This window comes from Rhizobium mayense (assembly GCF_030272705.1).
Classification (GTDB): domain Bacteria; phylum Pseudomonadota; class Alphaproteobacteria; order Rhizobiales; family Rhizobiaceae; genus Rhizobium; species Rhizobium mayense.
In genome coordinates, this window is sequence record NZ_JARFYM010000031.1 from 41078 (window position 1) to 61756 (window position 20679).

Genomic DNA, 20679 nt, shown 5'->3' on the forward strand with positions numbered 1-20679 from the left:
TTTGCTCGCCATGACAGTTCTCCCGACCGGAGCGCTGGCGGCCTGTGAAACGCCCGCCTACAAGCCGTTTCGATATGATGAGAACTACAGCTATCTCCAAAATCCGGCCTGCCGCACAGACTTTTGGGATCCGATAAAGTATATTCCGATTGGCGGTAATCCTGACGTCTATCTCAGTTTCGGCGGCGAGTTGCGCGAGCGCTTCGAGCAATATTGGTCTCCTAATTTCGGGTTGGGGGGCGTAAGCCCGAACGGCTACCTCCTCCATCGGCTCCTCCTGTCGGCAGACCTCCATGTGGGTCAGAATTTTCGAGCCTTCGTTCAGCTCGGCAGCCATTTTGCACCGGGCAAAAATGAGCCGCTGTCGCCGACAGATGAGGATGCGCTTGATCTGCAGCAAGGCTTCTTCGATGTTCGCCTACCAATTGCGGGCGACATTGATCCAACTGTCCGGATCGGCCGGCAGGAACTGGCGTTTGGTTCGCAACGACTTGTGTCCGTGAGAGAGCCGCCGAATATCCGTCGCAGTTTTGATGGGGTCAGCGTCTTCGACACGATCGGAAACGTGACATACGATGCCTTTCTGACGCGTCCTGTTAAATTGGCAAAAGGTGTCTTCGACGATGAGTCCCTCAATTCGCAGGCGTTCTGGGGCTTATACACGACCGTCAACGTCACACCCCATTTGGGGATCGATCTTTACTATCTCGGCCTCGAAAACGACAGCGCGCGGTTCGGAACGGTTTCGGGAGATGAGCAGCGCCAAACACTTGGCACCCGCTTCTTCGGGTCTTCTAAAGGACTGGACTGGAATTTCGAAGCTGCCGGCCAGTTCGGAAGGTTCGCCGGCCGCGATATTTCCGCGTGGACCGTGGCGTCCGACACTGGGTACACCCTTTCTAATGTCCTCTGGACACCGCGCCTCGGCCTGAAGGCCAACATCGCCAGCGGCGACCACGATCCCAACGACCACACGCTCGGTACGTTCAATCCGCTGTTTCCGAAGCTTGGATACTTCAGCGAGGCTTCTCTGATTTTTCCAAGCAACTTCTTTGACCTTCAACCTAACGTCACGCTTTCGGTAACAGACAAAATCAGCGTGACAGCGGGTTGGGATTTCCTGTGGCGCGAGACGACAAACGATGCCATCTACATCGGGTCGGGCAGCCCGGTACCAGGTACCGCAGGGCGCGGCGGTCGTTACACCGGCAGCCAGGCGTCGCTTAATCTTGACTGGCGGGTCAATCGTCATATCGAGGCTACCGCCAGCTATGTGCACTTCTTTGTTAGCGATGCAATGCGGCAGGCGAATGCCAGTGACGTCGACTTCGTGATGGGGTCAGTCGCATATAAATTCTAAAACGATGGAGATCAGCTCATACGAGTCGTTGGAGAATCAGCGACATTGGGAAACAACTACACAATATTGAGCGCCAATAGGAGTGACACGATGAAGCCAGCTCTTCCAGCGATGCTCAGCGTCAATGCAGGCTATGTCGATACCGCCGGCTTCCTGATGCTTCAGGGCCTGTTCACAGCGCATGTGACCGGCAATTTCGTCACTTTCGGCGCTGCCGTGGCCCTGGGTACCACCGGCGTCGTGGCAAAGTTGTTGGCGTTACCGATGTTCTGTCTCGTCGTGATTGGCTCCAGGTATATGGCGCCGGGGCTCGCCCGTATCGGGCTGCAGCCGCTCCGCACGATGTTGGTGGTGAAGCTGGCGCTGCTGGTCGCCGGGGCCGTGCTGGCAGTCCGGCTCGGTCCCTTTCCCAATGGCGACGCATGGCCGGCGCTTATCACCGGCATGGTCCTGGTCTCGGCGATGGCGATCCAGAATGCGGTGCATCGGATCCACATGGCCAGCACACCGCCGACCACATTGATGACCGGCACGACGACGCAGATCATGATCGATCTCGCCGACATCATGCGCGGTGTAGCGCCGGAGGCGGCTGGTGCCATCACTTCTCGGCTTACCCGAATGACCGCTAACGTCATCGCTTTCGCCCTTGGCTGTGGGGCAGCCGCACTGGCCTATGTGCAGGTCAAAGATTGGTGTTTTGTCATCCCGCCCGTCATTGCCCTGATCACCATGTTGATGTCAGGCGAACAGCCGAAGACCGATGTAAAAGCGGCATGACAGGTCAGCGCGCAGCTTCGTAGGTTAGAAAATAGAGGTTGCCGCCGAGTTCGGAAACGACGATCCGCCGTTCGTCCCAGACGAGAACGGACACCGGCCGGGTCAGGCCATCGAGAATGATCTTCCGGTCGCCTGTCGTCTTGTTGATTTTCAGCAACCGCCCGCTACCCTTTTGGAAACCTTGCTTCTGGTCGAATGTGCCGTGTTCGAGGACAAGCACATCCCCATCGCTGTCGAAGGCGATGCCGACGGGTGCATTCAGTCCTTCGACCTCAGGCTGCGGCTTTGGCGCATCGTCGGCCTCGGGAAGGGAAACGATCTTTCCACCGCCGGCAAGGAAGGGAAAGCCGCCGAACAGAGAAACATAGAGGCGCTGGTCGCGGAGGGCGATGCCGGTCGGCACTGCGTCGACGTCGTAGGTGCCGCCTTCCGCGAACTCGGTCGGTGAAAGGCTCCGTAGCGCCGCGGCCGCCTCTGTCAGGCGGCCGAAGGTCAGGAGCGTGTTTCTTCGTCCGTCCGCCTGCACGCGCTCCACGCTGTTTCGCGCGGAGTCGATCACGTAGTAGGTTCCGCCCGAGACGATCAAATCGAACGGATTCCAGAAATCGTTGCTGATGATGCGGGCCCGACCATCGGTGCCGACCGCAATGAGGGCATGGTCAAACGCATTGTCGTCGGCATCGACAGGTTTCCATCCCTGGGCGACGATATAGGCATCGCCGGCACGCACCACATGATAGGGGCCGGTCGGGTCGCCCATCACGTCGGGGCCATGCGGAAATACCGGGCCGAACGGAACAAGCTTGCCATCGGCGCCACGCCGATAGAGGCGTCCGCTCGCGAGATCGCTGAAGAGCAAATCCTCGCCGTCGCGCGACAGGCCTGCGAAGGCCGCGCCCGGCATGTTGAAGGTCTCGAGCTCATAGCCGGGCGCAACTATGGGCTCCGCGCTGGCACTGGCTGCCAGGAGCAGAATACCTGCGGCAATCATCAAGGCGCGGATCGGACGCATCGGAAACCACCATTGGCTGAGAAGCGGAAATCGGGATCATAGGCGAGACGATACGTCGTCGTAAGATGCTTTGGATCGCTGTTCCACGAGCCGCCGCGGAGTACGCGATAAGACCCGACGTTTGCCATCCGCGGCCCGCCTTCATAGGGGGCGTAGAGATCGGCGGTCCATTCCCAGACATTGCCGACAAGATTGAGGACGCCCTCGGCGCTCGCGCCGTTGGTGAAGGAGTCAGCTGGTGCGGTCATGGGATAGCCATCGCGATCATCGGCAGAGCAGCAGGTATCGCTGCCGGAATTCGCCCGCGTGTAGTCCGCCGGAGCGTCGCCCCATGGGTAACGGCTGCCCTTCGTGCCTCGCGCTGCCCTCTCGTATTGCTGCTCGGAAGGAAGAGCCAGGCCATAGTAACGGCAAAAAGCATCGGCGTCTGACCAGCTTACCCCGACGACCGGCCTGTCGTCCAATCCCAGGATCGGATGATCCGTGTAGAATGCCGACCGATGACCGGTGGATTTGACGAAGCTCCGGTATTGCCGGTTCGTGATCTCGGTGCGATTGATGGCGAAGGCTCGGCCTTCCAGCACGCGCCGCGGCCGTTCGTTTTCGGGGCCGTCATCGTTGCCGAAGACGAATGCACCGGCGGGAATCTCGATCAGCGGATTTCCGTCAATACCGCCGGCATCGCCAGCCCCCGCGCGCGATGCGAGGATGATTGCCAGCGCCACGCCAAGCAGGCTAGAAATCGATGCGAAGCTGCGTCTCTCCATCGAACAAAAACACCCGATCCGTGGCAATCTTGATACCGATTTCTTGATCGATCTGACCGGCGAAACTCTTGTCGGCACGCAGGGTCATCAGCCGTCCTCCCAACCGGACGCTGACAAGCGTGTTCTCGCCGGTAAGTTCCACCGAATAGATCGGCGCAACCAGGTTGACGTCGCCTTCTTCGGCTCCGGCCACGTGAACGTCTTCCGGACGGACACCGAGGACCGTGTGGGAGTGGGTGGCCCGACCGATGCCCCCCAAGGTTAGCCCGTCGCTGACGAATACACCGTCCCCCACTTCTCCCGGAATGAGGTTCATCGGCGGCGAGCCGATGAACCCAGCAACGAAGAGAGTGCGTGGGTCGCTATAGATTTCCCGCGGCGTTCCAAGCTGCTCGATGACGCCCTTGTTCATCACCGCCACACGATGGGCAAGCGTCATCGCTTCTATCTGGTCATGGGTAACGTAGATGGTCGTGACCTGCAGTTCGTGCTGGAGGTGTTTCAGTTCGGCCCGCATCTGGGTGCGGAGCTTGGCGTCGAGATTGGAGAGCGGCTCATCCATCAGAAAGACCCGCGGGGTGCGAACAATCGCCCGGGCGAGCGCCACGCGCTGGCGCTGGCCGCCGGAGAGTTCCTTCGGAAGCCGCGACAGCATCGTTTCGAGCTCCACGCGTCGCGCGACCTCGAGGATGCGTCGCTTGCGTTCGGCGGGCGGCACTTTGCGAATCTTCAGCGGATATCCGATGTTATCCTCGACCGTGAGATGCGGGTACAAGGCGTAAGACTGGAAGACCATTGCGACGTCGCGATATTTCGGCAGAACACCGTTGATGCGGTCCGTATCGATGTAGATGTCGCCCGAGGTCGCCTCCTCGAGGCCAGCGATCATGCGCATGGTGGTCGTCTTGCCGCAGCCGGATGGGCCGAGCAGAACGAGAAATTCCTTGTCCCTGATTTCGAGGTTGAAATTGGCCACTGCAAGGAATTCGCCGAACTTCTTGTAAACGTTGTTGAACGTGACGGACGCCATGGTTTCAGCCTTTGACCGCGCCGAGCGACAGTCCCCGGACAAGGTGCTTCTGGACGATCAGCGCGAAGACGATGATCGGGACGCTGGCGAGGAAACCGGCAGCGCTGATCTCGCCCCAATGAGTCGTGTACTGAGTGACGCGGCCGGAAATGCCAACCGGCAGCGTCATAGAGCGCTCCGTTTGGGTAAGGATCAGCGCGAGCAGGAATTCATTCCAGGAAAGGATCAGGCTGAAGATCGCCGTTGCGGCTATGCCGGGTCGTGCCAGCGGCAGGGCGATCCGCAGAAAGGCGCCCCAGCGCGTGTCACCATCGACCATCGCGGACTCTTCAAGTTCGGGTGGGAGATCCTGGAAGTAGCTCTTCATCATCCAGGTCACAAAGGGCAGGTTGAAAGCGGTGTAGGCGACGACGACGGCGAGTTTGGTGTTCAGCAAGTGGAAAAAATTGAAGAAGATGAACAGCGGGATGATCGTCGCAATCGGCGGCATCATGCGTGTCGACAGAATCCAAAACGATATCTGGTAGCGCCATCGGCCCGGATATTCGAAACGGGCGAGGGCGTAGCCGGCCATGGTGCCGAATATCAGGGAAACGATCGTCGTCGCCGCGGCGATGACAAAGCTATTGAGGGCGTAGATCAGGAACGGCTGCCCTATGAAGGCCGCTTCATAGTGCTTGAGGGTCGGCGGAAAATCGAACCACACCGGCGGGACGGCGAAGATGTCGATGTCGAGCTTGAATGAATTCTGGGCGAGCCAGTAGACGGGAAAGATGGTGACGAACAGCGCGAGTGCCACGCCCAGATAGGCCAGCATCCGGAGTATCCCTTCACCGGTTCGATGCCATGGGCGGGTTGCCATCCAGTGCCCCTCTCAATCCGCCAGCCGCAATCGCTTGATGAACCAGGTGCTGAAGCCGACCGTTACGAACAGCACCACCAGCGAGACCGCCGCGGCATAACCAATGTCGACGAATGTGAACGCGACCTTGAAGATATAGAGGCTGAGCGTTTCGGTTGCTCCTGCTGGGCCTCCTACGGTGAGAATGAACACCAGATCGAACAGCCTAAGCGCATCCATGATCCGCAGGAGCAAGGCGATCGCGATCACCGGCTTGAGAAAGGGTATGGTCAGGTCCCAAAACTGACGCCAGGCGGAGGCGCCGTCGACTTGAGCCGCCTCGTAGGGCTCGGTCGGCAGGCTTGCGAGCCCGGCCAACATCAGCAGAAAAATGAACGGCGTCCACTCCCAGACATCCGCTGCGATGATCGTTGCCATGGCGAGGTTGACATCGCCAGCCCATGCCTGGGCGGGTAATCCAAGCCGGTACATCAGCTCGTTGAGTACGCCGAATTGCGGCTGATAGATAAGCTTCCAGGTCAGCGCCACGGCGATCGGTGGAATCATCATTGGGATCAGCAGGATTGTCTTGAGGAAATTCAGCCGGCGAATGAATTTATCGAAGAGCAGTGCAAGGCCGAGGCCGAGGAGGAATTCAAGCGTCACCGCGCTGAGGGTGAACACCACCGTGTTCTTGATGGCGAGGTGAAGTTCCGGATCGGAGAGCATCCGCACGAAATTGCCGAGGCCGATGAACTCGCGAGGGACACTCGGATCGGGGCTGATTCTCTGTACCGCCGCGGTGAACATGTAGACAGTCGGAAAGAGCGTCAGCCCGGCGAGCAGCAGAAGAGTGGGCGCCAGCATGAGGATGCGAAGGTGACGTTCCGTCCATTGCTCCAGACCGCCGGCCGGTCGAAGTTGCAGGACCAACACGTCGCTTTCGGACCTCGCCATCAGCCCCTCCTACGAGCTCCTCTCCCGGCGCAGTTGCTGTCGTTCTTCGGAGGCGGGGTTTTGAACCCCGCCCACTCCAGCTGCTCCCTCCCACATGGTTCGCCGGATCAGGACCGACGGACAAGTCATGCTGTAGGTCGACATGGTCTAGCGGTCGTCACGCATTCGAATGGATGCACGCCGCGTTAGTACATGTTCGTAATCTTCGAGATCGACTCCTGCGCGTTCTTCAGGGCCTCGTCCGGTGTGATGGTGCCGGCAACCGCTTTGGAGAGCTCGATGCCGAGTGCGTTCTCGATCTCAGGCCACTTTGGATGGCGTGGCCGCGGCGTCGAGAAGTTGATCGCCTGCATCAATATCGGGTAATGCCGGAATTGCGGCTGCGACGTCAGTTCGGGATCGGTAAACACCGAGAAGCGGACCGGCGGATTGCCGCGCTTGGCGGAAATCTTCATCTGCTCGGGCGAGGTGGCCCACATCATGAAGTCGAAGGCTTCCTGCTTGTTCTTCGAAGCCGACATTATGCCCATGGTCCAATGTCCGATTTCCGATGAGCCGGCATGTGAGCCTGCCGGCATCGGCGCATAGGAGATCTTGCCAACCACCTGGCTCTGGCTCGGGTCCTCGAAGGTGGCTACCCAGTTCGGCCAATTGATCGACGAAGCGGCGATGCCCGATGTCATTGCTCGGCCGACATCCTCGGGCGCAAAGCTTTCGACGCCCTTCGGCGATATCGACTTGAGCGTCATGAACATCGTCATCGCGTCCTTGGCTTCCTTGGTGTCGAGCGTCACCTTCGTACGGTCGGCATTGAAAAGATTGGCGCCGTACGACCACAGGATCGGCATGAAATCGGCGACGACGTTATTGCCCTGTCCACCGCGGAACACATAGCCGTAGTAGCGTCCTCCGCCGTTATCGGTGATCGACTTTGCTGCCTTGTAGACTTCGTCCCAGGTTGCGGGCTGGCCTTTGAGGCCTGCTTGAGCAAACTTGGCACTGTCGTAAAAGAACATCTGTGCATTGCCGACATAGGGAATGCAGACGAACGGACCCTTATTGTACGGGTTGCGGCAAACCGCCAGCGACTTGGCCAGGAAATCATTGTCGGGGCCGGGAATCCCAATTTTGGCGAAATAGCTGCTGAGATCCTCGAGATGGCCATTCTCGGCAAAGAATGGGATCCATGGATCGTCCATCAGCACGATATCGAAAGCGCCTGATTTTGTCTGGCCGGCATTCGCTGCCTTCTCGAAGACATTGGCATAAGGAGCCTGGACGATCTCGACCTTGGTACCCTTCAATTTCCCGTAGTCTGCGGCTGCAGCTCTCAGGCCGTCGCCCTCGCTGCCCGAGGGTACCAGCATCGTGATGTCGGCCCATGCGTTTCCGTTGATTGCAAATGTGGACGCCGCAATCGCCAAGGTCAGAAACAATTTGCGAAGCATTGTGCACCTCCCACGCGATCGGCGCGCCGGCGGCTAAATATGCCGGCCGCCTCCTCCACGAAATCGCGTTTTTCCAAAAAATTATTCTAACACATCAGGCGTTTAATGCGGAGATGTATATTAGAGTTATATGAATATAACCCGCGGACGGTCTGCACTAAGCTTCCGCGTCCAAAGAACTGCCTGCAGCCTGTGGTGCGGCGACTGGCGGTGCTGTCTGCCCCTGCCGAAGGTCGCTTCTAATCGCTGTGACCGGTCGTTCCGATGGGCTTCCAGAGAAGGTTCGACCATGCAAAATTCCACGCCGGCTCCCAGGTCGGCATTGCAATGCCAACACTTTGGTCCACCGGAATGGCGAGCGACATCTATTCGCGCCAGCTGAGGAACCGCCGCTCGACCTGGCTGATGACAAAATTCACGATCAGACCCATGATCGACAGGATGGCGACGCCCGCGAAGAGCTTTTCGAGATCGTAGAGCGAACCGGCCTCGAGGATATAGGAGCCGACACCGTATTGCGCGCCCAGCATTTCAGCCGCGACGAGCAGGATGATCGCGATCGAGATGGAAACGCGCAGGCCGGAAAGGATCGCAGGGAAGGCACCGGGCAGCACGATCTTGCGGACGATGGACCACCAGCTCAGCCCGAAGCTCTGGCCCATGCGGATCAGCGAGCGGTCGACGTTGTCGACTGCCCCATAGGTGGCGACAACTGTCGGCGCGAACGTGCCGAAAGCGATCAGGGCGTATTTCGACATTTCGTCGATGCCGAACCAGATGATGAAGAGGGGCAGCAGCGCGATCTTCGGAATGGGAAAGAGCGCGGCCACCAGAGGAACGAGGCCGGCGCGGACATAGCTGAACAGGCCGATCAGCACTCCGAGCGAGATGCCGACCGAAATGCCGAGGGCCGCACCGATGAAAAGCCGCTGCAGCGAGGGGATCAGATGCTTCCAGAGGCCACCGGTCTGCCAGAGCTGCAACAGCGTTTCGAGCACGGCGGTCGGGCGCGGCAGAGTGAGGCTGGTGATAAAGCCGGTGCGGGTTCCGATTTCGGCAAGCACGAGCAGAACGGCGAAAACGGCGAGCGCCATGCCGCGAACCGGTCTTGGCGCAAAGCCGCCGCCGCGGAACGGCACGGGCTGCACCGGCAAAGCCTTCTGCCCTGCATCTTCGTTTTTGGATACGCTAGGTTGCGCCGGAAGTGTGCGGACATCAGACATTGACCAGCTCCTTGTCGGCGGCCATCGCTTCTTCCCGCATCAGCTCCCAAAGCTGCTTCTGCTTTTCTTCGAGCACCGGATCGCCGAGGTGGCGCTCGGACAACGGGATATCGATATCGACGATTTCACGGATGCGCCCCGGACGGCGCGACAGGATGACGACGCGGTGGCCGAGCCGGACCGCCTCATGGAGATTGTGGGTGACGTAGACCGACGTGAAGGGCTGGCGGGTCCAGAGTGAAATCAGGTCGTCCATCAAGAGTTCGCGGGTCTGGCTGTCAAGCGCCGAAAGTGGCTCATCCATCAGCATCACGGCGGGGCGTACAGCAAGCGCTCGGCTGATTGCGACCCGCTGGCGCATTCCGCCCGAAAGCTGCTTGGGCAGGGCGTTGCGGAACTCCGAAAGTCGCGTGCGCTCCAGGACATTCGTGACGATATCGTCCATTTCGCGGCGGCCGAGGCCATGATCCTCGAGCACGAGCTTGATATTGCCCTCGACCGTGCGCCAGGGCAGCAGGGCGAAGTGCTGGAAGACATAGGTGAGCGGGTTGAGACAGTCCTTTGGGGGCTGGCCGATCTGCAGGACTTCGCCGGAGGAGGGGCGTTCCAGCCCGCCAAGGAAACGCAGCAGGGTAGACTTGCCGCAGCCCGAAGGGCCGATCAGACAGGCGATCTGCCCCTGGGGGATATCGAGGGAGATGTCGCGCAGAACCTCGACGGATCCGTAGTAATGATTGATGTTTTTGAGTTTCAGGTCCATGAAGCCTCCCCGCCGGAGACCGCTCGGGCCTCCGGTTTGCTGCGCAAGCCCATCAGATCGTCTTGACGTAGGACGTATCGAAAAGCTGGTCGTTGGTGATGGAGTCCTTGACCATGCCCTCCGACTTGAACCATTCGAGCTGCTCGATGCAGCTATCGAGCGAAATTGCCATTCCCTTGTTGATGCGCATCGCCCCTTCGATCAGGTTCTGCTTGGCGACCTCATAGGGGCTGTCGCTTTCGACATATTTGTAGCAGATCTTCGCCAATGCATCGCGCTCCCCGTCGTCTGCGGTCTTGTCGACGAAGGCGGCGTTGTAATCGTCTATCGCCTTGGAATAGGCTGATATGAAAGACTGGGTGAGCGAGCGGTCGTCCTTGGCATTCTTCGTTGAGGTAAAGCCGGTCGTCACCTGATAGTTCGGCGCGTAGTCGGAGACGAGGCCGATCTTCTTGGCCGCACCTTCGCGGATCATCTTGTTCGCCACATTGGCCTGAATGGCCCAGGCATCGATCTGGCCGGTCGATAGCGCGCCGACGATCGCGCCAAGCTTCTGCAGCGGGCGAAGCTGGATGTCGGCAAGATTGATGTTGTTTGCCGCGGCGATCTTATGAGCCATGAAATGGAAAGACGAACCGGCCGTCGTGATACCGAAGCTCTTGCCCGCCAGCTTGGAAGGATCGGTCAGGCCGGCATCATAGGCCTTGTTCGATGCCAGGATAACGGCCCCGACAATGCCCTTTTCTTCCGTCAGCGCGCCGCCGACGACCTTGATTGCACCCTTCTGGGCAAGGCTGATAAGACCGCCACTCATTGCCGTCACACCGAATTCGGCATCGCCGGACGCGATCGCCACCGCCATTGGCTGGGCCGCTTCGAAGAACTTCAACTCGATGTCGAGGCCGGCATCTCTGAAGTAGCCGCGTTCATAGGCGATGAAGCTCGGCGCATGGCTGGCAAGATTGAGGACTGCGAGATTGCGCGTCGTCGCAGCGCGCGCCGGCATTCCAAATGCGGCTGCCGCGCCGGCGGCGCCCATAGCCATGAGTGCCTGACGGCGGTTCAAGGTGAAATTCATGTGGGGGTATCCTCCAATGCCGACGCGCTTGACGGCGTCATACATCCTCACTGCCACTCAATGCCGTTGAAGACAATGAAAAATCATCAGGCCTCCATACCTTTAGGACATGACGAGGGTGGCCCGTTCAGTACGGTGCCCAATTGGGGCATGGCGTGAAGGCTTGAGCCCGTGTGAATACCATCTCAGAGCACTAATTTTGATGCTGAAACACGCTCACCCCCCAACAGCATTGAGCATCTCCTCTCCCGTGATAATCCTTTCGACCTCCTCGATTGTCGTCTTTTTCGGGTCTATGTCGTCTGCGACGACCCTTCCGCCTCGCATGACGACGATCCGGTCGACCACTTGAAACACATGGTGGATGTTGTGGGCGATGAAGATGCAGGAGTGGCCGGTGTCGCGTGCTTCGCGAACGAAGCGTAGGACCCCTTGCGTTTCGGCAACGCCCAGATTGTTGGTCGGCTCGTCTAGGATGATCAGGTCGCTATCGAACTGCATGGCGCGGGCGATCGCGACGGCTTGGCGCTCGCCCCCGGATAGGGCGGTAATGGCGGTTTCCGGCGGAATTTCCTTTTTTATACCGACCCGCTTCAAAAGGTCCCGAGCAGAGGCGTTCATTGCCTCTTGGTCCAATCGGCCGAAGAGGCGGCTTCCCCTAATGGGTTCCCGCCCCAGGAAGAGATTTCGGGCAATCGACAGCTGCGGAACGAGTGAGGAATCCTGAAAAATCGTTTCAATTCCGTTCGCGATTGCATCTGCCGTGCTCTTAAGTTCGACTTTTCGCCCCTTGATGATGATGTCTCCGGTCGTCAACGGCACGGCGCCGGATAGCACCTTGATCAGTGTTGATTTGCCAGCACCATTGTCGCCGAGCAGGCCCACAACCTCCCGCGTCTTGACGGTGAGGCTGACGTCGCGGAGCGCATGGACGCGGCCGTAGAACTTGTTGATCTTCTCCATGCGAATAAGGTCTTCGGCCATGGTCTACACTCCCGCGTTGTGTCGCCGCTCGAGCCATGAATGAAGCGCCATCATGCCGAGAATGATGGCTCCAATGAAAATATTATAGGCAAGCCCGGGTACCCCGACCATCACGATACCGTTTCGCATGATGCGCAGAATGAAGATGCCGAGCACGGTTCCGACGATCGTACCCCGCCCGCCCGTCAGCACCGTTCCGCCGATGACCACCATTGCGATCACCTCAAGCTCATAACCGGTTCCGCTATTTGGATTTGCCGCCGACGTGCGGATCGAACTGATCACGCCCGCAAGTGCCGCCATGGCGGAAGACGCCATGAACAAATAGATCTTGGTTCGGTTGACATTGACGCCGCGAGCACGCGCCGCGTTGGGATTGCCGCCCGAAGCCTGTATCCAATTGCCGATTTTCGTCTGCGTGAGGACAAAATGGGCAGCATACGCCGCCAATGCGAACCACAGCACCGACATGTACATCCGGAAGCCGCCAATGAAGAAGCTCCCGGCCAAGAGTGCGGCAAACCAGTTGCCTCCTGCTGTCCAGGTGTGCTGGGGAAAGCCGTCGGTGATGTAAAGGGCGGTGCCTCGCACAACCAGGAGCATGCCGAGCGTCACCAAAAAGGACGGGATGCTCAGCTTTGTAACGAACCACCCGTTCGCAAAGCCAATGAAGAGGCTGAGAGCGAGTGCCACGAGGAAGGCGGCACCGAGCGGCATCAGATTGCCGTTGAACACTGTCCACATCAGAACGGCAGAGAAGCCGAACACCGAACCGACGGACAGATCGAACTCCCCGGCGGTCATCAGCAGGGTCATCGCCAACGCGATAAGTCCGAGTTCGACTGTAAAGGAGAGAGTGTTGCTGATGTTTTGAAGTGAGAGGAAATCCGAATTGAATGACCAGAAGATCACAAGCTCAAGGACCAGCAGGACAAGTGGACCGAATTCGGGTTTCGAAACAAAGCGCTGAAGAAGGGAATGTTGTTGCATGGATGCTCACCGATTAGGGTGTGCCACCCGGCTTGAACCGAGTGACACAGCCAGTAAGTCTTTCGACGACGCTATTTGCCTGCGAGAATTTTGTCGTAGATCGCTGCTTTGTCCTTTTCATAGAGGGCGCCGGTGATGATGTTGAAGCCGGGCGGGATCTTGTCCGCCGCCATGGCTGCTATTGACAAAGCCATGTAGCTGGTTGCCTGCGGGTCCTGCCATTGCGCGGCATTCACGTAACCCGTCAGAACTTCCTGTGTGGTATCGGGCGAGTTGCCCCAGCCGACGACCGGGATTTCGCCAGGCTTTACGCCAACCTGATCAAACACCCGCTTGATGCTTCCGGTTACGAGGTCGCCGAGCCCGATGATTGCCTTGACCTTCGAACGATTGGCGGTGAGGTAGTCCGACATGCGCGTGATGATTTCGGCCTGGTCGAGCGTCGCGTCCGTCACTTCCCAGGTGATGTTCAGCGGCTTGAAGACGCTGGATATTCCTTCTTCTTCCTGCACGCCGTAAGTCGCGCCGGGAACCTCCACAGGCATCCAGACGAAGTCACCGGATTTCACCAGCTTCTTGTCGACCAGATATTGCGCCCAGTTGTGGCCGAAAGCCTTGTTGTCACCACCGACATAGGCATTGAAGCTCGCCTGAGGATCGGGCGTGTTGAAGTTGATGATTGGGATATTGGCGGCGTTGGCTTCCTTGACGACCTGGACGAGGCTGCCGGGGTCGGGACTGGTGGTCACAATCCCGGTAGCTCCCGCCGAAATTGCAGCCCTCACAGCCTCTTGCTGTGCAGGAACGTCACCGTTGTGGAATGATGTGTTGACCTTGTTGCCGGTGTCATCAGCCCAGAGCTTGGCCCCCGCCAGAAAATAAGTCCAGACGGGATCCGCCGGCGAGCCGTGCGAAATCCAGTAGTAGGTTTTGCCCTGCGCGTAGGCCGCCGAAACGAAGCCCGCTCCGGCGGCAATGACGATCGCCGAGAGTAAGGTAATAGCTTTCTTTAGCACGTGAAAACTCCTCCCTTGGCCCGGTCGTTTGGCCGGGCTGTTTGATTTGCTGACCTCCCAGTCAACATCAAAATGATTTGCATGCCTGCGTCATTTTGACGTCCTAGAGCCAGCCGGAGGTTGAAGGAGTTGTCAAGCGGCTCCGGTCTTGAATCTGAGCCGTCGGAGCAGAATACGAAGTTGTGAATGAACCAGGCCGTCAATCCCGATGGAACGGCGGGAATCGAGACACTGCGTCGGTCGCCATGTGGCCGACGCGATGGCGCCGCAAGAACGGTGCGCGCCGCTATTTTGCTGGAGATGGTGAATGTGCTTGAACGACGGGTCGGGCGGCCTTGCGGGGAAAACACAAAACCGGTTAAAGCCCGCGCATACATCTAATTTTCGGGAGGGACGCCATGAGTGTTCGCACGGTCGGTAATTCCGGCAATGTCTTGGTCATTGGCGTGCTTTTGATGTTGCTCGGCGATTTTCTCTTTTCGCTGAACGATGCAATGGGCAAATGGCTGGTCGCGAGCTTCCCTGTCGGGCAAGTGCTGGTGGTGCGCTCGTTCGGCTCTTTTCTCATCCTCGCGCCGTTGATCGCAAGGCAGGGAGGCGCAACGCTCTTCCGCATCGAGCGCGTGCCCCTCCAGGTCCTGCGCGTTGTTTTGACGACCGGCGACGTCGCGCTGTTTTACGCCGCCGTCGCCTATTTGCCGCTTGCGGATGTCATGACCTTCTATATGGCCGGCCCCATCTACGTCGCGGCTCTTTCACATTTTTTCCTTGGCGAAACGATCGGATGGCGCCGCTGGCTCGCGGTCGTCGTCGGCTTCATCGGCGTTGTGATCGCGCTGAGGCCCTCCGCGGCGATGCTATCCTGGCCGTCGATTTTTGCTCTTGTCGGTAGTCTATCCTTTGCGCTGACCTTGGTGCTCGGCCGTCGCCTGCGTTTGACGAGCGATGTGACACTAGTCACTTGGCAGACGGTTGCCGCGCTTATCACCGGTCTGGTGCTCAGCATTGGCAACTGGCGTTCACCGTCAGCACTCGATTTCACAGCCATGCTGGCGCTTGGGATCGTAGCCGGCAGCGCTCACATGATGATCACCCGCTCGCTGAAGCTCGCTCCGGCTTCGCTGCTTGCCCCGCTGCAATACAGTCTGCTGATCTGGGCGATTGCTCTCGGCTTCCTTTTCTTCGGCGATCTTCCGGACAGTCAGATTCTGGTAGGCTCCGCGGTCATTGTGATCGCGGGGCTCTTCATTTTCCACCGAAAGAATCTTACGGGGGACATTCCCAAGGAAGCCATCCCGCCGGATGGGCACTGAACCTTGCAACATGCCGCCCCCGGCATGTGCCGCCCTATCGTCCATCCGCCAGGCGTCACACAGCGACCCTTGAGAATCTTCATTCTCAGGGATTGCCAAGCCAACATTTAGCTGCCGATAGCCTACTTATGCGATCCAACCAAGTTGGAGGCGTCGCCGCAAGGCCAACGGCCTAAAGCCGGCAACGCCAAGGTAGACTATATCGTCAGCATCCTGCGCAACCGGGCAAACAGGCTCGGTGGCCTTCCGGCGAGCAGCGGACGAATGGAGCGTGCAACTACGGAAGAACTGACCGTTTCGCCGAAATGGCAGTAGCAGACAATTCCGTGCAGCTCATGATCCGTGAGTTCGAAGAAGCGCTTGGCTTCCCCGTAGCTGTCATTTTCCAAACCAGCGGCGCGAAGAACCGGATCTGCAAAGGCGACGGAGATTGGGGAACTATCCGTCCGCATTGCCGCCCTGGTCTCGCTAGGCTGAAATTCGGTTTCGCGCAAAGTGGAAAGAAATTGTCGGGGACTCCGCTCGAGAAGATCTATCCAACGTTCGAGCCGTTGGGTTCGCGACATCTCTCGATTAAGGAAATCCTGATCGACTTTTGCAATTTTCTGCAAGTCATCGCGTGCATGCTGCTTCATCTCGGCCTCCTATATGGCGATAGTTGGTCCCCTTCGATGTAACTTCAGCCCGCCATGATGATTATCCCAAAGAGACGAGATGTCCAGTCACGTTGGGCTGCCCATGATTTGCGGAGCGAGAAATATGATGCGCTGAGCGCGCTGATCTCCGGGCTGAACGCGGCGGGACGATCGAAAGTTCGCGCCTCACCGTCGATCGTCTTATCCGAAATGATCGCGAAAAGCCTGCGGGGTCGTGCCGAATGTTTTAAGGAAACTCCGCCGCATGGTCTCGTCCGAACCGAAACCGCAGCGGATGCGTGCCTGGCGAACGGAAAAGCCCTGCTCCAGGAGGCGCCGGACGGCCTCCACACGGATATCCTCGACGGCCCTGGCGGGCGTGCGGCCGGTTGCCTGCCGATAGTGCCGCGAAAAGCTGCGGGCGCTCATATTTGCCTGCTCGGCAAGCGCCGGCAGCGAAAGGTCTCTGCGCAGATTATCCAGTATCCATCCATGCAGCGGGTCGAAACGATCACCGCTCTCCTGCAGCGACAGCATTGTGCTGAACTGCGCCTGGCCGCCCGGTCGCTTCAGGAACACGACGAGTTCGCGCGCGACGGCGAGAGCCAATTTTCGGCCGAGATCCGCCTCCACCAGCGCAAGCGCCAGATCGATGCCGGCCGTAACGCCCGCCGAGGTCCATATGTCGCCATCCCGGACAAAGATCGGATCGGGTTCCAGCCGCACATTCGGGAAGCGTTTGGAAAACTCGTTGCAGCGGTGCCAGTGCGTTACCGCGCGCCGTCCCTCCAAAAGCCTGGCTTCGGCGAGAAGAAAGGCGCCGCTGCAGACCGACGCGGTCCGCCGTGCTCTGGCAGAACGCCGGCGGATCCAGTCTACGAGAGCCGCATCTTTGCACGCTTTGTTGACGCCGATGCCACCGGCGACGATCAAAGTATCGATCGGCTCATCGTCATGGGGCAGCAACGCCGTCGCAAGCGCCAGACCCGAGGTCGTGCCCGTCTGCCCGCTTGTTGCAACCGCGATCGCGTCATAGGGCCTCGGCTGATCGGCGGCGAGTGCCGCCTCGTTGGCGCTCGTAAAGACCTGCAGCGGACCCGTTACATCGAGCAGTTGGGCGTTTTCGAAGGCTACGATTTCTATGCGGCGCATGGTTGGCTCAAAATGAGGGGACTTTGGCAAATACGCCAAATAATGATCGCGTAAGCTTGCTGAAGTCAACCAATGGAGATGCACTATGACCATCCGCTTCGGCCTGCTCGTTTTTCCTGGCATTCAGCAACTCGATCTCACTGCCCCTTACGAGATCTTCGCCTCGACGGAGGGCGCAGAGGTCCATCTGGTCTGGAAAGACACTCAACCGATCATTTCCGCAACGAAACTCGCGCTTCAGCCGACGGTAACATTCGATGATTGCCCTCAGCTCGATGTCATCTGCGTGCCCGGCGGCGGCGGCATCAATGCGCTGCTTGAAGACGAGATCGTGCTGTCCTTCATTCGCTCAAGGGCGGCGCGGGCACGTTTCATTACCTCCGTCTGCACCGGCTCCCTCGTCCTCGGCGCTGCAGGTCTGCTCAAGGGCAAGAAGGCGACGACGCACTGGAATGCTCATGATTTCCTCGCAAGCTTCGGTGCCATTCCGACCGCAGGCCGTATTGTTCAGGACGGCAATCTTATCACCGCCGGCGGAGTGACGGCTGGCGTCGATTTCGGGTTGGCTGTCGTTGCGGCCCTTTTGGGCCAGGAGGAAGCAGAGACGGTTCAGCTCTCGCTGGAATATGCGCCGGCGCCGCCGTTCCATTCTGGCACACCGGAAGAGGCGACGGCCGATGTCCTCGCGAGAACGAAGCGGCATCTTGCCGGTTCACGGATGGCGCGCGAGGCCATCATCGCTCGGCTGACCGCATCTCAGCGCGATCGGGCTTAGGCAACCGCCTCAAAACCTGCTACAAGCGGTCCAAGGCGTCGGCGGCGCTTTCCCACGGTTCAGCCAGGTGTCAGCGTCGCTAAATATGGGGTGCAGGATTTTGCCAAGGACGATGCTTCGATGACTGCTAAAGCCTACATCATTGCCATGCTGCTGAGTTCCCTCCTGTGGGCGATGTCGTTCGACGTCGCACAGCACGCTTATCGACATGCACAAAGAGCGGGGGCAATACCCAATCTCCACCTTAAGCAGACAGCACATCGTTTGATATTCAACGATGATGCAGGCGTTTAGAGCGGGCGGCACATCCTGAACTAACCAGTATTTGCAGCCGAAGCAGGGCCGGAGTCGACGACTGATCTCAACCCGGTGGAGACAGCCTCTCTTACCGCCAGCTCGGCCATGGCGAGAGCGGCCTCGCGGGTCTTGGCGGCGGCGATGAAGCGGCCATTATGGCAAAAGCTCGCCCCATCGATGCCACAGGCCGCCTCCAGATCGCCGTTGGTCAGGCCTGCCCATGCTGCAGGCAGATCTGCCCGTAGCGCAAACACATCGTCTGCGCGGCGAATGCCGGTCACGCACCAATCCTTTGCGCGCGGGTGAACGACAAACAGCAGATGATCGGCGCCTGCCTTCACGATGGCAGGGCGAAAGGGCATTCCCATCGGGAGTTCAAGAATTCGCCCCTGACCTGCGTCCTCGATCGCCTGAAGCACAATCGCCTCGGCCCGCAATTTCGCGGCGCTTTGGGCAATCTTCGCCTCGACAAGACTCCGGGCGATGGCGAGAGCGTTTTGGAATCCACGATCTTCTGCCTGGGGATCGACCTCGTCGAAAACCGGTTTCAACGTTTCCAGCAGAGCCGGCAGCGTGAACCCGGCCAGCGGCCCCGCGACCGAGGGGCTAAGCACGCCATTGTCAACGAGATCGACCGGCAGGACGAAGCTGGTATCGAAAGAGGCATGTACCGCCTCGATATGCGCCGCGGGAAGACCTGAAGCGGCAAGATAGTCGCGGCCATAATGCTTCCAGATCAAACCGAACGAACTGTACGGCTGGCCATCCTCCCGCAGCGGCGCGCCGCGCTGATGGTGGTCGAAAATCTGCGCCGCAGCGTCGTAGGCACCGCCCACATCGTAGATGATGCGGTCTGTGCCGGCTGTGATCCATTCCGACTCCCGGCTGCGGATCAGACGAGCCTGCGGGAAAAGCCGGGTCAGAATAACGCTGGAGAGCAACTCGTCGGCATGGAAGCCACCGGAATGGGTGACGAGGAATTCTGGGATCATGCCGGCTTGTACCTTGTTGTTCGCGGATGGCTGCGCTTCAGCTGGCACCAGATAGCCATTGCTGGATCTTATCTCAACCCGTCATTCGTTCATTTGCGTCCATTTGCCGGCCCTGATGGTCCGGAGAGCAGTTGCTCGTTTTGCCAGCAGGCCCTCGCATTGAGCAATATAGATGGGTGCTATGCGTAAATTGCATTGGACGGCCGTTGTAGTCAAAGGCAGTCATCGCCAGATAATTGACAACGGGAAACAAGCGTTTCTCTCCCATTGAGGAGATGAATTATGGTTGCATTCAAATCTATCGACGAAATGACGATCGAGGAGCGACAGGAAATATTGTCGGCGGTCGTAGATACGCTGGAAGAAACTTCCAAAGAGGCTTCATTGGAAGGGCAGGGTACTTATGCCGAGAACTCTCGCAACCTCGCCTTGGCCATTAGCGGCTCTGTCGACGACTTGGCCACCGAAGAAATTGAAGCTGCGAATATACTGCTGCAACAGGCGATGACGATGATATCGCAATTCCGTCTGAGGCATCCTTATCCAGCGACGAGCCTTTCGATACACTAATTGAACCACAGCGAAAGGGAGCAGCAAGAGCTGCTCCCTTTGGGCTTCTTTGAGGCGATCATCGTCCTACGCGGACAGCGGCAGATGGCTCGATCATGATCGCATCTATTCCCAAGGCCTCATCATCGAAGAAAGAGCGTCGAGCTTTACCTGCTCGATAGTCGCCCCATTTGTGTGCGAAACAGAACCACTGGGTTCCCTGCTCGACGTCGTAACGGAGCCTGCCCAACTTCACGCATCCGGGATATTCGCAATAATGGTCATCCAGCATCTGCCCCTCGGCAGCGCTTGAACTCTTCGCGGTATTGTCAGCCATCCAAGTGTCCTTCGCATGTTGAGCGCCGTCGCCACACGAGGCGCGAAGACGCGGTTCCACAATGGACTCACCGGATGTCAGGGTAGGAGCGGGTGGTTAACCGATGGTTTCAAGTCCCAGGCCGCAGTGCTGAAGTGACTCCGCTGATCGCGAACTAGTTCTCCGCCGAATTAACTCAGCGCGGGATTGGGAATAGCCGGCGTTTCAAAATTATGAGCATCAATCAGTGCTTCCAGGATGGCAATTGTGAGCCGAACGACGCACTCATCTGTAGTCCAACGGGAGTTAGGATCAGTCGAACGCAACAGATCTAATCCCTGACTGGACACGATAGCTTCTGCCCTGTCGACCGCCCAACCGGTGAAATTCTTCGCCTTCGACAT

22 protein-coding genes are annotated in these 20679 nt (G+C 58.8%); 5 read left to right on the forward strand and 17 right to left on the reverse strand.

The window, feature by feature from the left end:
* Positions 1-10 precede the first annotated feature (10 nt).
* Entirely contained in the window at positions 11-1360 is a 1350-nt protein-coding gene (locus tag PY649_RS27065) for an alginate export family protein (protein WP_285871957.1), read from the forward strand.
* A gap of 90 nt (positions 1361-1450) precedes the next feature.
* Positions 1451-2140 (forward strand): YoaK family protein, encoded by a 690-nt coding sequence (locus PY649_RS27070; protein ID WP_285871958.1) that lies wholly within the window; start codon positions 1451-1453, stop codon positions 2138-2140.
* Positions 2141-2144: 4 nt separating this feature from the next.
* On the opposite strand, the gene PY649_RS27075 is transcribed toward PY649_RS27070, so the two are convergent.
* From PY649_RS27075 to PY649_RS27130, 12 genes are all read right to left on the reverse strand, one after another.
* A complete protein-coding gene (locus PY649_RS27075; RefSeq protein WP_285871959.1) occupies positions 2145-3152 on the reverse strand; it encodes a ScyD/ScyE family protein in 1008 nt (335 codons plus the stop codon).
* Positions 3131-3919, reverse strand: a complete 789-nt coding sequence (locus PY649_RS27080) for a formylglycine-generating enzyme family protein (protein WP_285871960.1) — start codon at positions 3917-3919, stop codon at positions 3131-3133. Before PY649_RS27080 ends, PY649_RS27075 begins: the two co-directional genes overlap by 22 nt.
* Positions 3888-4949 (reverse strand): ABC transporter ATP-binding protein, encoded by a 1062-nt coding sequence (locus PY649_RS27085; protein ID WP_285871961.1) that lies wholly within the window; start codon positions 4947-4949, stop codon positions 3888-3890. Before PY649_RS27085 ends, PY649_RS27080 begins: the two co-directional genes overlap by 32 nt.
* A gap of 4 nt (positions 4950-4953) precedes the next feature.
* The gene (locus tag PY649_RS27090; RefSeq protein WP_285871962.1) at positions 4954-5766 is read right to left on the reverse strand and encodes a carbohydrate ABC transporter permease; all 813 of its coding nucleotides are present in this window, start codon (positions 5764-5766) and stop codon (positions 4954-4956) included.
* Between the two features lie 57 nt (positions 5767-5823).
* A complete protein-coding gene (locus PY649_RS27095; protein ID WP_285871963.1) occupies positions 5824-6747 on the reverse strand; it encodes a carbohydrate ABC transporter permease in 924 nt (307 codons plus the stop codon).
* Positions 6748-6932: 185 nt separating this feature from the next.
* Entirely contained in the window at positions 6933-8195 is a 1263-nt protein-coding gene (locus PY649_RS27100; protein WP_285871964.1) for an ABC transporter substrate-binding protein, read from the reverse strand.
* Between the two features lie 365 nt (positions 8196-8560).
* Complete coding sequence (locus tag PY649_RS27105) at positions 8561-9418, reverse strand: ABC transporter permease (protein WP_432761415.1); 858 nt, start codon at positions 9416-9418, stop codon at positions 8561-8563.
* On the reverse strand, positions 9411-10178 hold the full coding sequence (locus PY649_RS27110; protein WP_285871965.1) for an ABC transporter ATP-binding protein: 768 nt from the start codon (positions 10176-10178) through the stop codon (positions 9411-9413). Before PY649_RS27110 ends, PY649_RS27105 begins: the two co-directional genes overlap by 8 nt.
* 52 nt (positions 10179-10230) lie before the next feature.
* On the reverse strand, positions 10231-11256 hold the full coding sequence (locus tag PY649_RS27115) for an ABC transporter substrate-binding protein (protein WP_285871966.1): 1026 nt from the start codon (positions 11254-11256) through the stop codon (positions 10231-10233).
* Positions 11257-11472: 216 nt separating this feature from the next.
* Positions 11473-12240 carry an ATP-binding cassette domain-containing protein gene (locus PY649_RS27120; protein ID WP_285871967.1) on the reverse strand — a complete coding sequence of 256 codons (768 nt, stop codon included), beginning with the start codon at positions 12238-12240 and terminating at the stop codon, positions 11473-11475.
* Between the two features lie 3 nt (positions 12241-12243).
* A complete protein-coding gene (locus PY649_RS27125; RefSeq protein ID WP_285871968.1) occupies positions 12244-13230 on the reverse strand; it encodes an ABC transporter permease in 987 nt (328 codons plus the stop codon).
* A gap of 71 nt (positions 13231-13301) precedes the next feature.
* Positions 13302-14231, reverse strand: coding sequence for a substrate-binding domain-containing protein (locus PY649_RS27130; protein WP_285872026.1), 930 nt, complete (start codon positions 14229-14231; stop codon positions 13302-13304).
* A gap of 413 nt (positions 14232-14644) precedes the next feature.
* Here PY649_RS27130 and PY649_RS27135 point away from each other — a divergent pair, with 413 nt between their 5' ends.
* The gene (locus PY649_RS27135; RefSeq protein ID WP_285871969.1) at positions 14645-15559 is read left to right on the forward strand and encodes a DMT family transporter; all 915 of its coding nucleotides are present in this window, start codon (positions 14645-14647) and stop codon (positions 15557-15559) included.
* 197 nt (positions 15560-15756) lie between these two features.
* Here PY649_RS27135 and PY649_RS27140 read toward each other — a convergent pair whose 3' ends face one another.
* Both PY649_RS27140 and PY649_RS27145 read right to left on the reverse strand, forming a co-directional pair.
* The gene (locus tag PY649_RS27140; protein ID WP_285871970.1) at positions 15757-16194 is read right to left on the reverse strand and encodes a hypothetical protein; all 438 of its coding nucleotides are present in this window, start codon (positions 16192-16194) and stop codon (positions 15757-15759) included.
* Between the two features lie 201 nt (positions 16195-16395).
* Positions 16396-17346, reverse strand: coding sequence for a GlxA family transcriptional regulator (locus PY649_RS27145; RefSeq protein ID WP_285871971.1), 951 nt, complete (start codon positions 17344-17346; stop codon positions 16396-16398).
* A gap of 85 nt (positions 17347-17431) precedes the next feature.
* On the opposite strand from PY649_RS27145, the gene PY649_RS27150 reads away from it, so the two are divergent.
* On the forward strand, positions 17432-18121 hold the full coding sequence (locus PY649_RS27150) for a DJ-1/PfpI family protein (RefSeq protein ID WP_285871972.1): 690 nt from the start codon (positions 17432-17434) through the stop codon (positions 18119-18121).
* A 314-nt stretch (positions 18122-18435) separates the two neighbouring features.
* Here the strand turns inward: PY649_RS27150 and PY649_RS27155 are convergent, their stop codons facing one another.
* Complete coding sequence (locus PY649_RS27155) at positions 18436-19410, reverse strand: MYG1 family protein (protein WP_285871973.1); 975 nt, start codon at positions 19408-19410, stop codon at positions 18436-18438.
* A 282-nt stretch (positions 19411-19692) separates the two neighbouring features.
* Between PY649_RS27155 and PY649_RS27160 the strand changes: the two genes are divergently transcribed.
* A complete protein-coding gene (locus tag PY649_RS27160) occupies positions 19693-19980 on the forward strand; it encodes a hypothetical protein (protein ID WP_285871974.1) in 288 nt (95 codons plus the stop codon).
* A gap of 58 nt (positions 19981-20038) precedes the next feature.
* Here PY649_RS27160 and PY649_RS27165 read toward each other — a convergent pair whose 3' ends face one another.
* Both PY649_RS27165 and PY649_RS27170 read right to left on the reverse strand, forming a co-directional pair.
* Positions 20039-20296: a hypothetical protein gene (locus tag PY649_RS27165; RefSeq protein ID WP_285871975.1), complete on the reverse strand. Its 258-nt coding sequence runs from the start codon at positions 20294-20296 to the stop codon at positions 20039-20041.
* A 170-nt stretch (positions 20297-20466) separates the two neighbouring features.
* On the reverse strand, positions 20467-20679 hold the full coding sequence (locus PY649_RS27170) for a hypothetical protein (protein WP_285871976.1): 213 nt from the start codon (positions 20677-20679) through the stop codon (positions 20467-20469).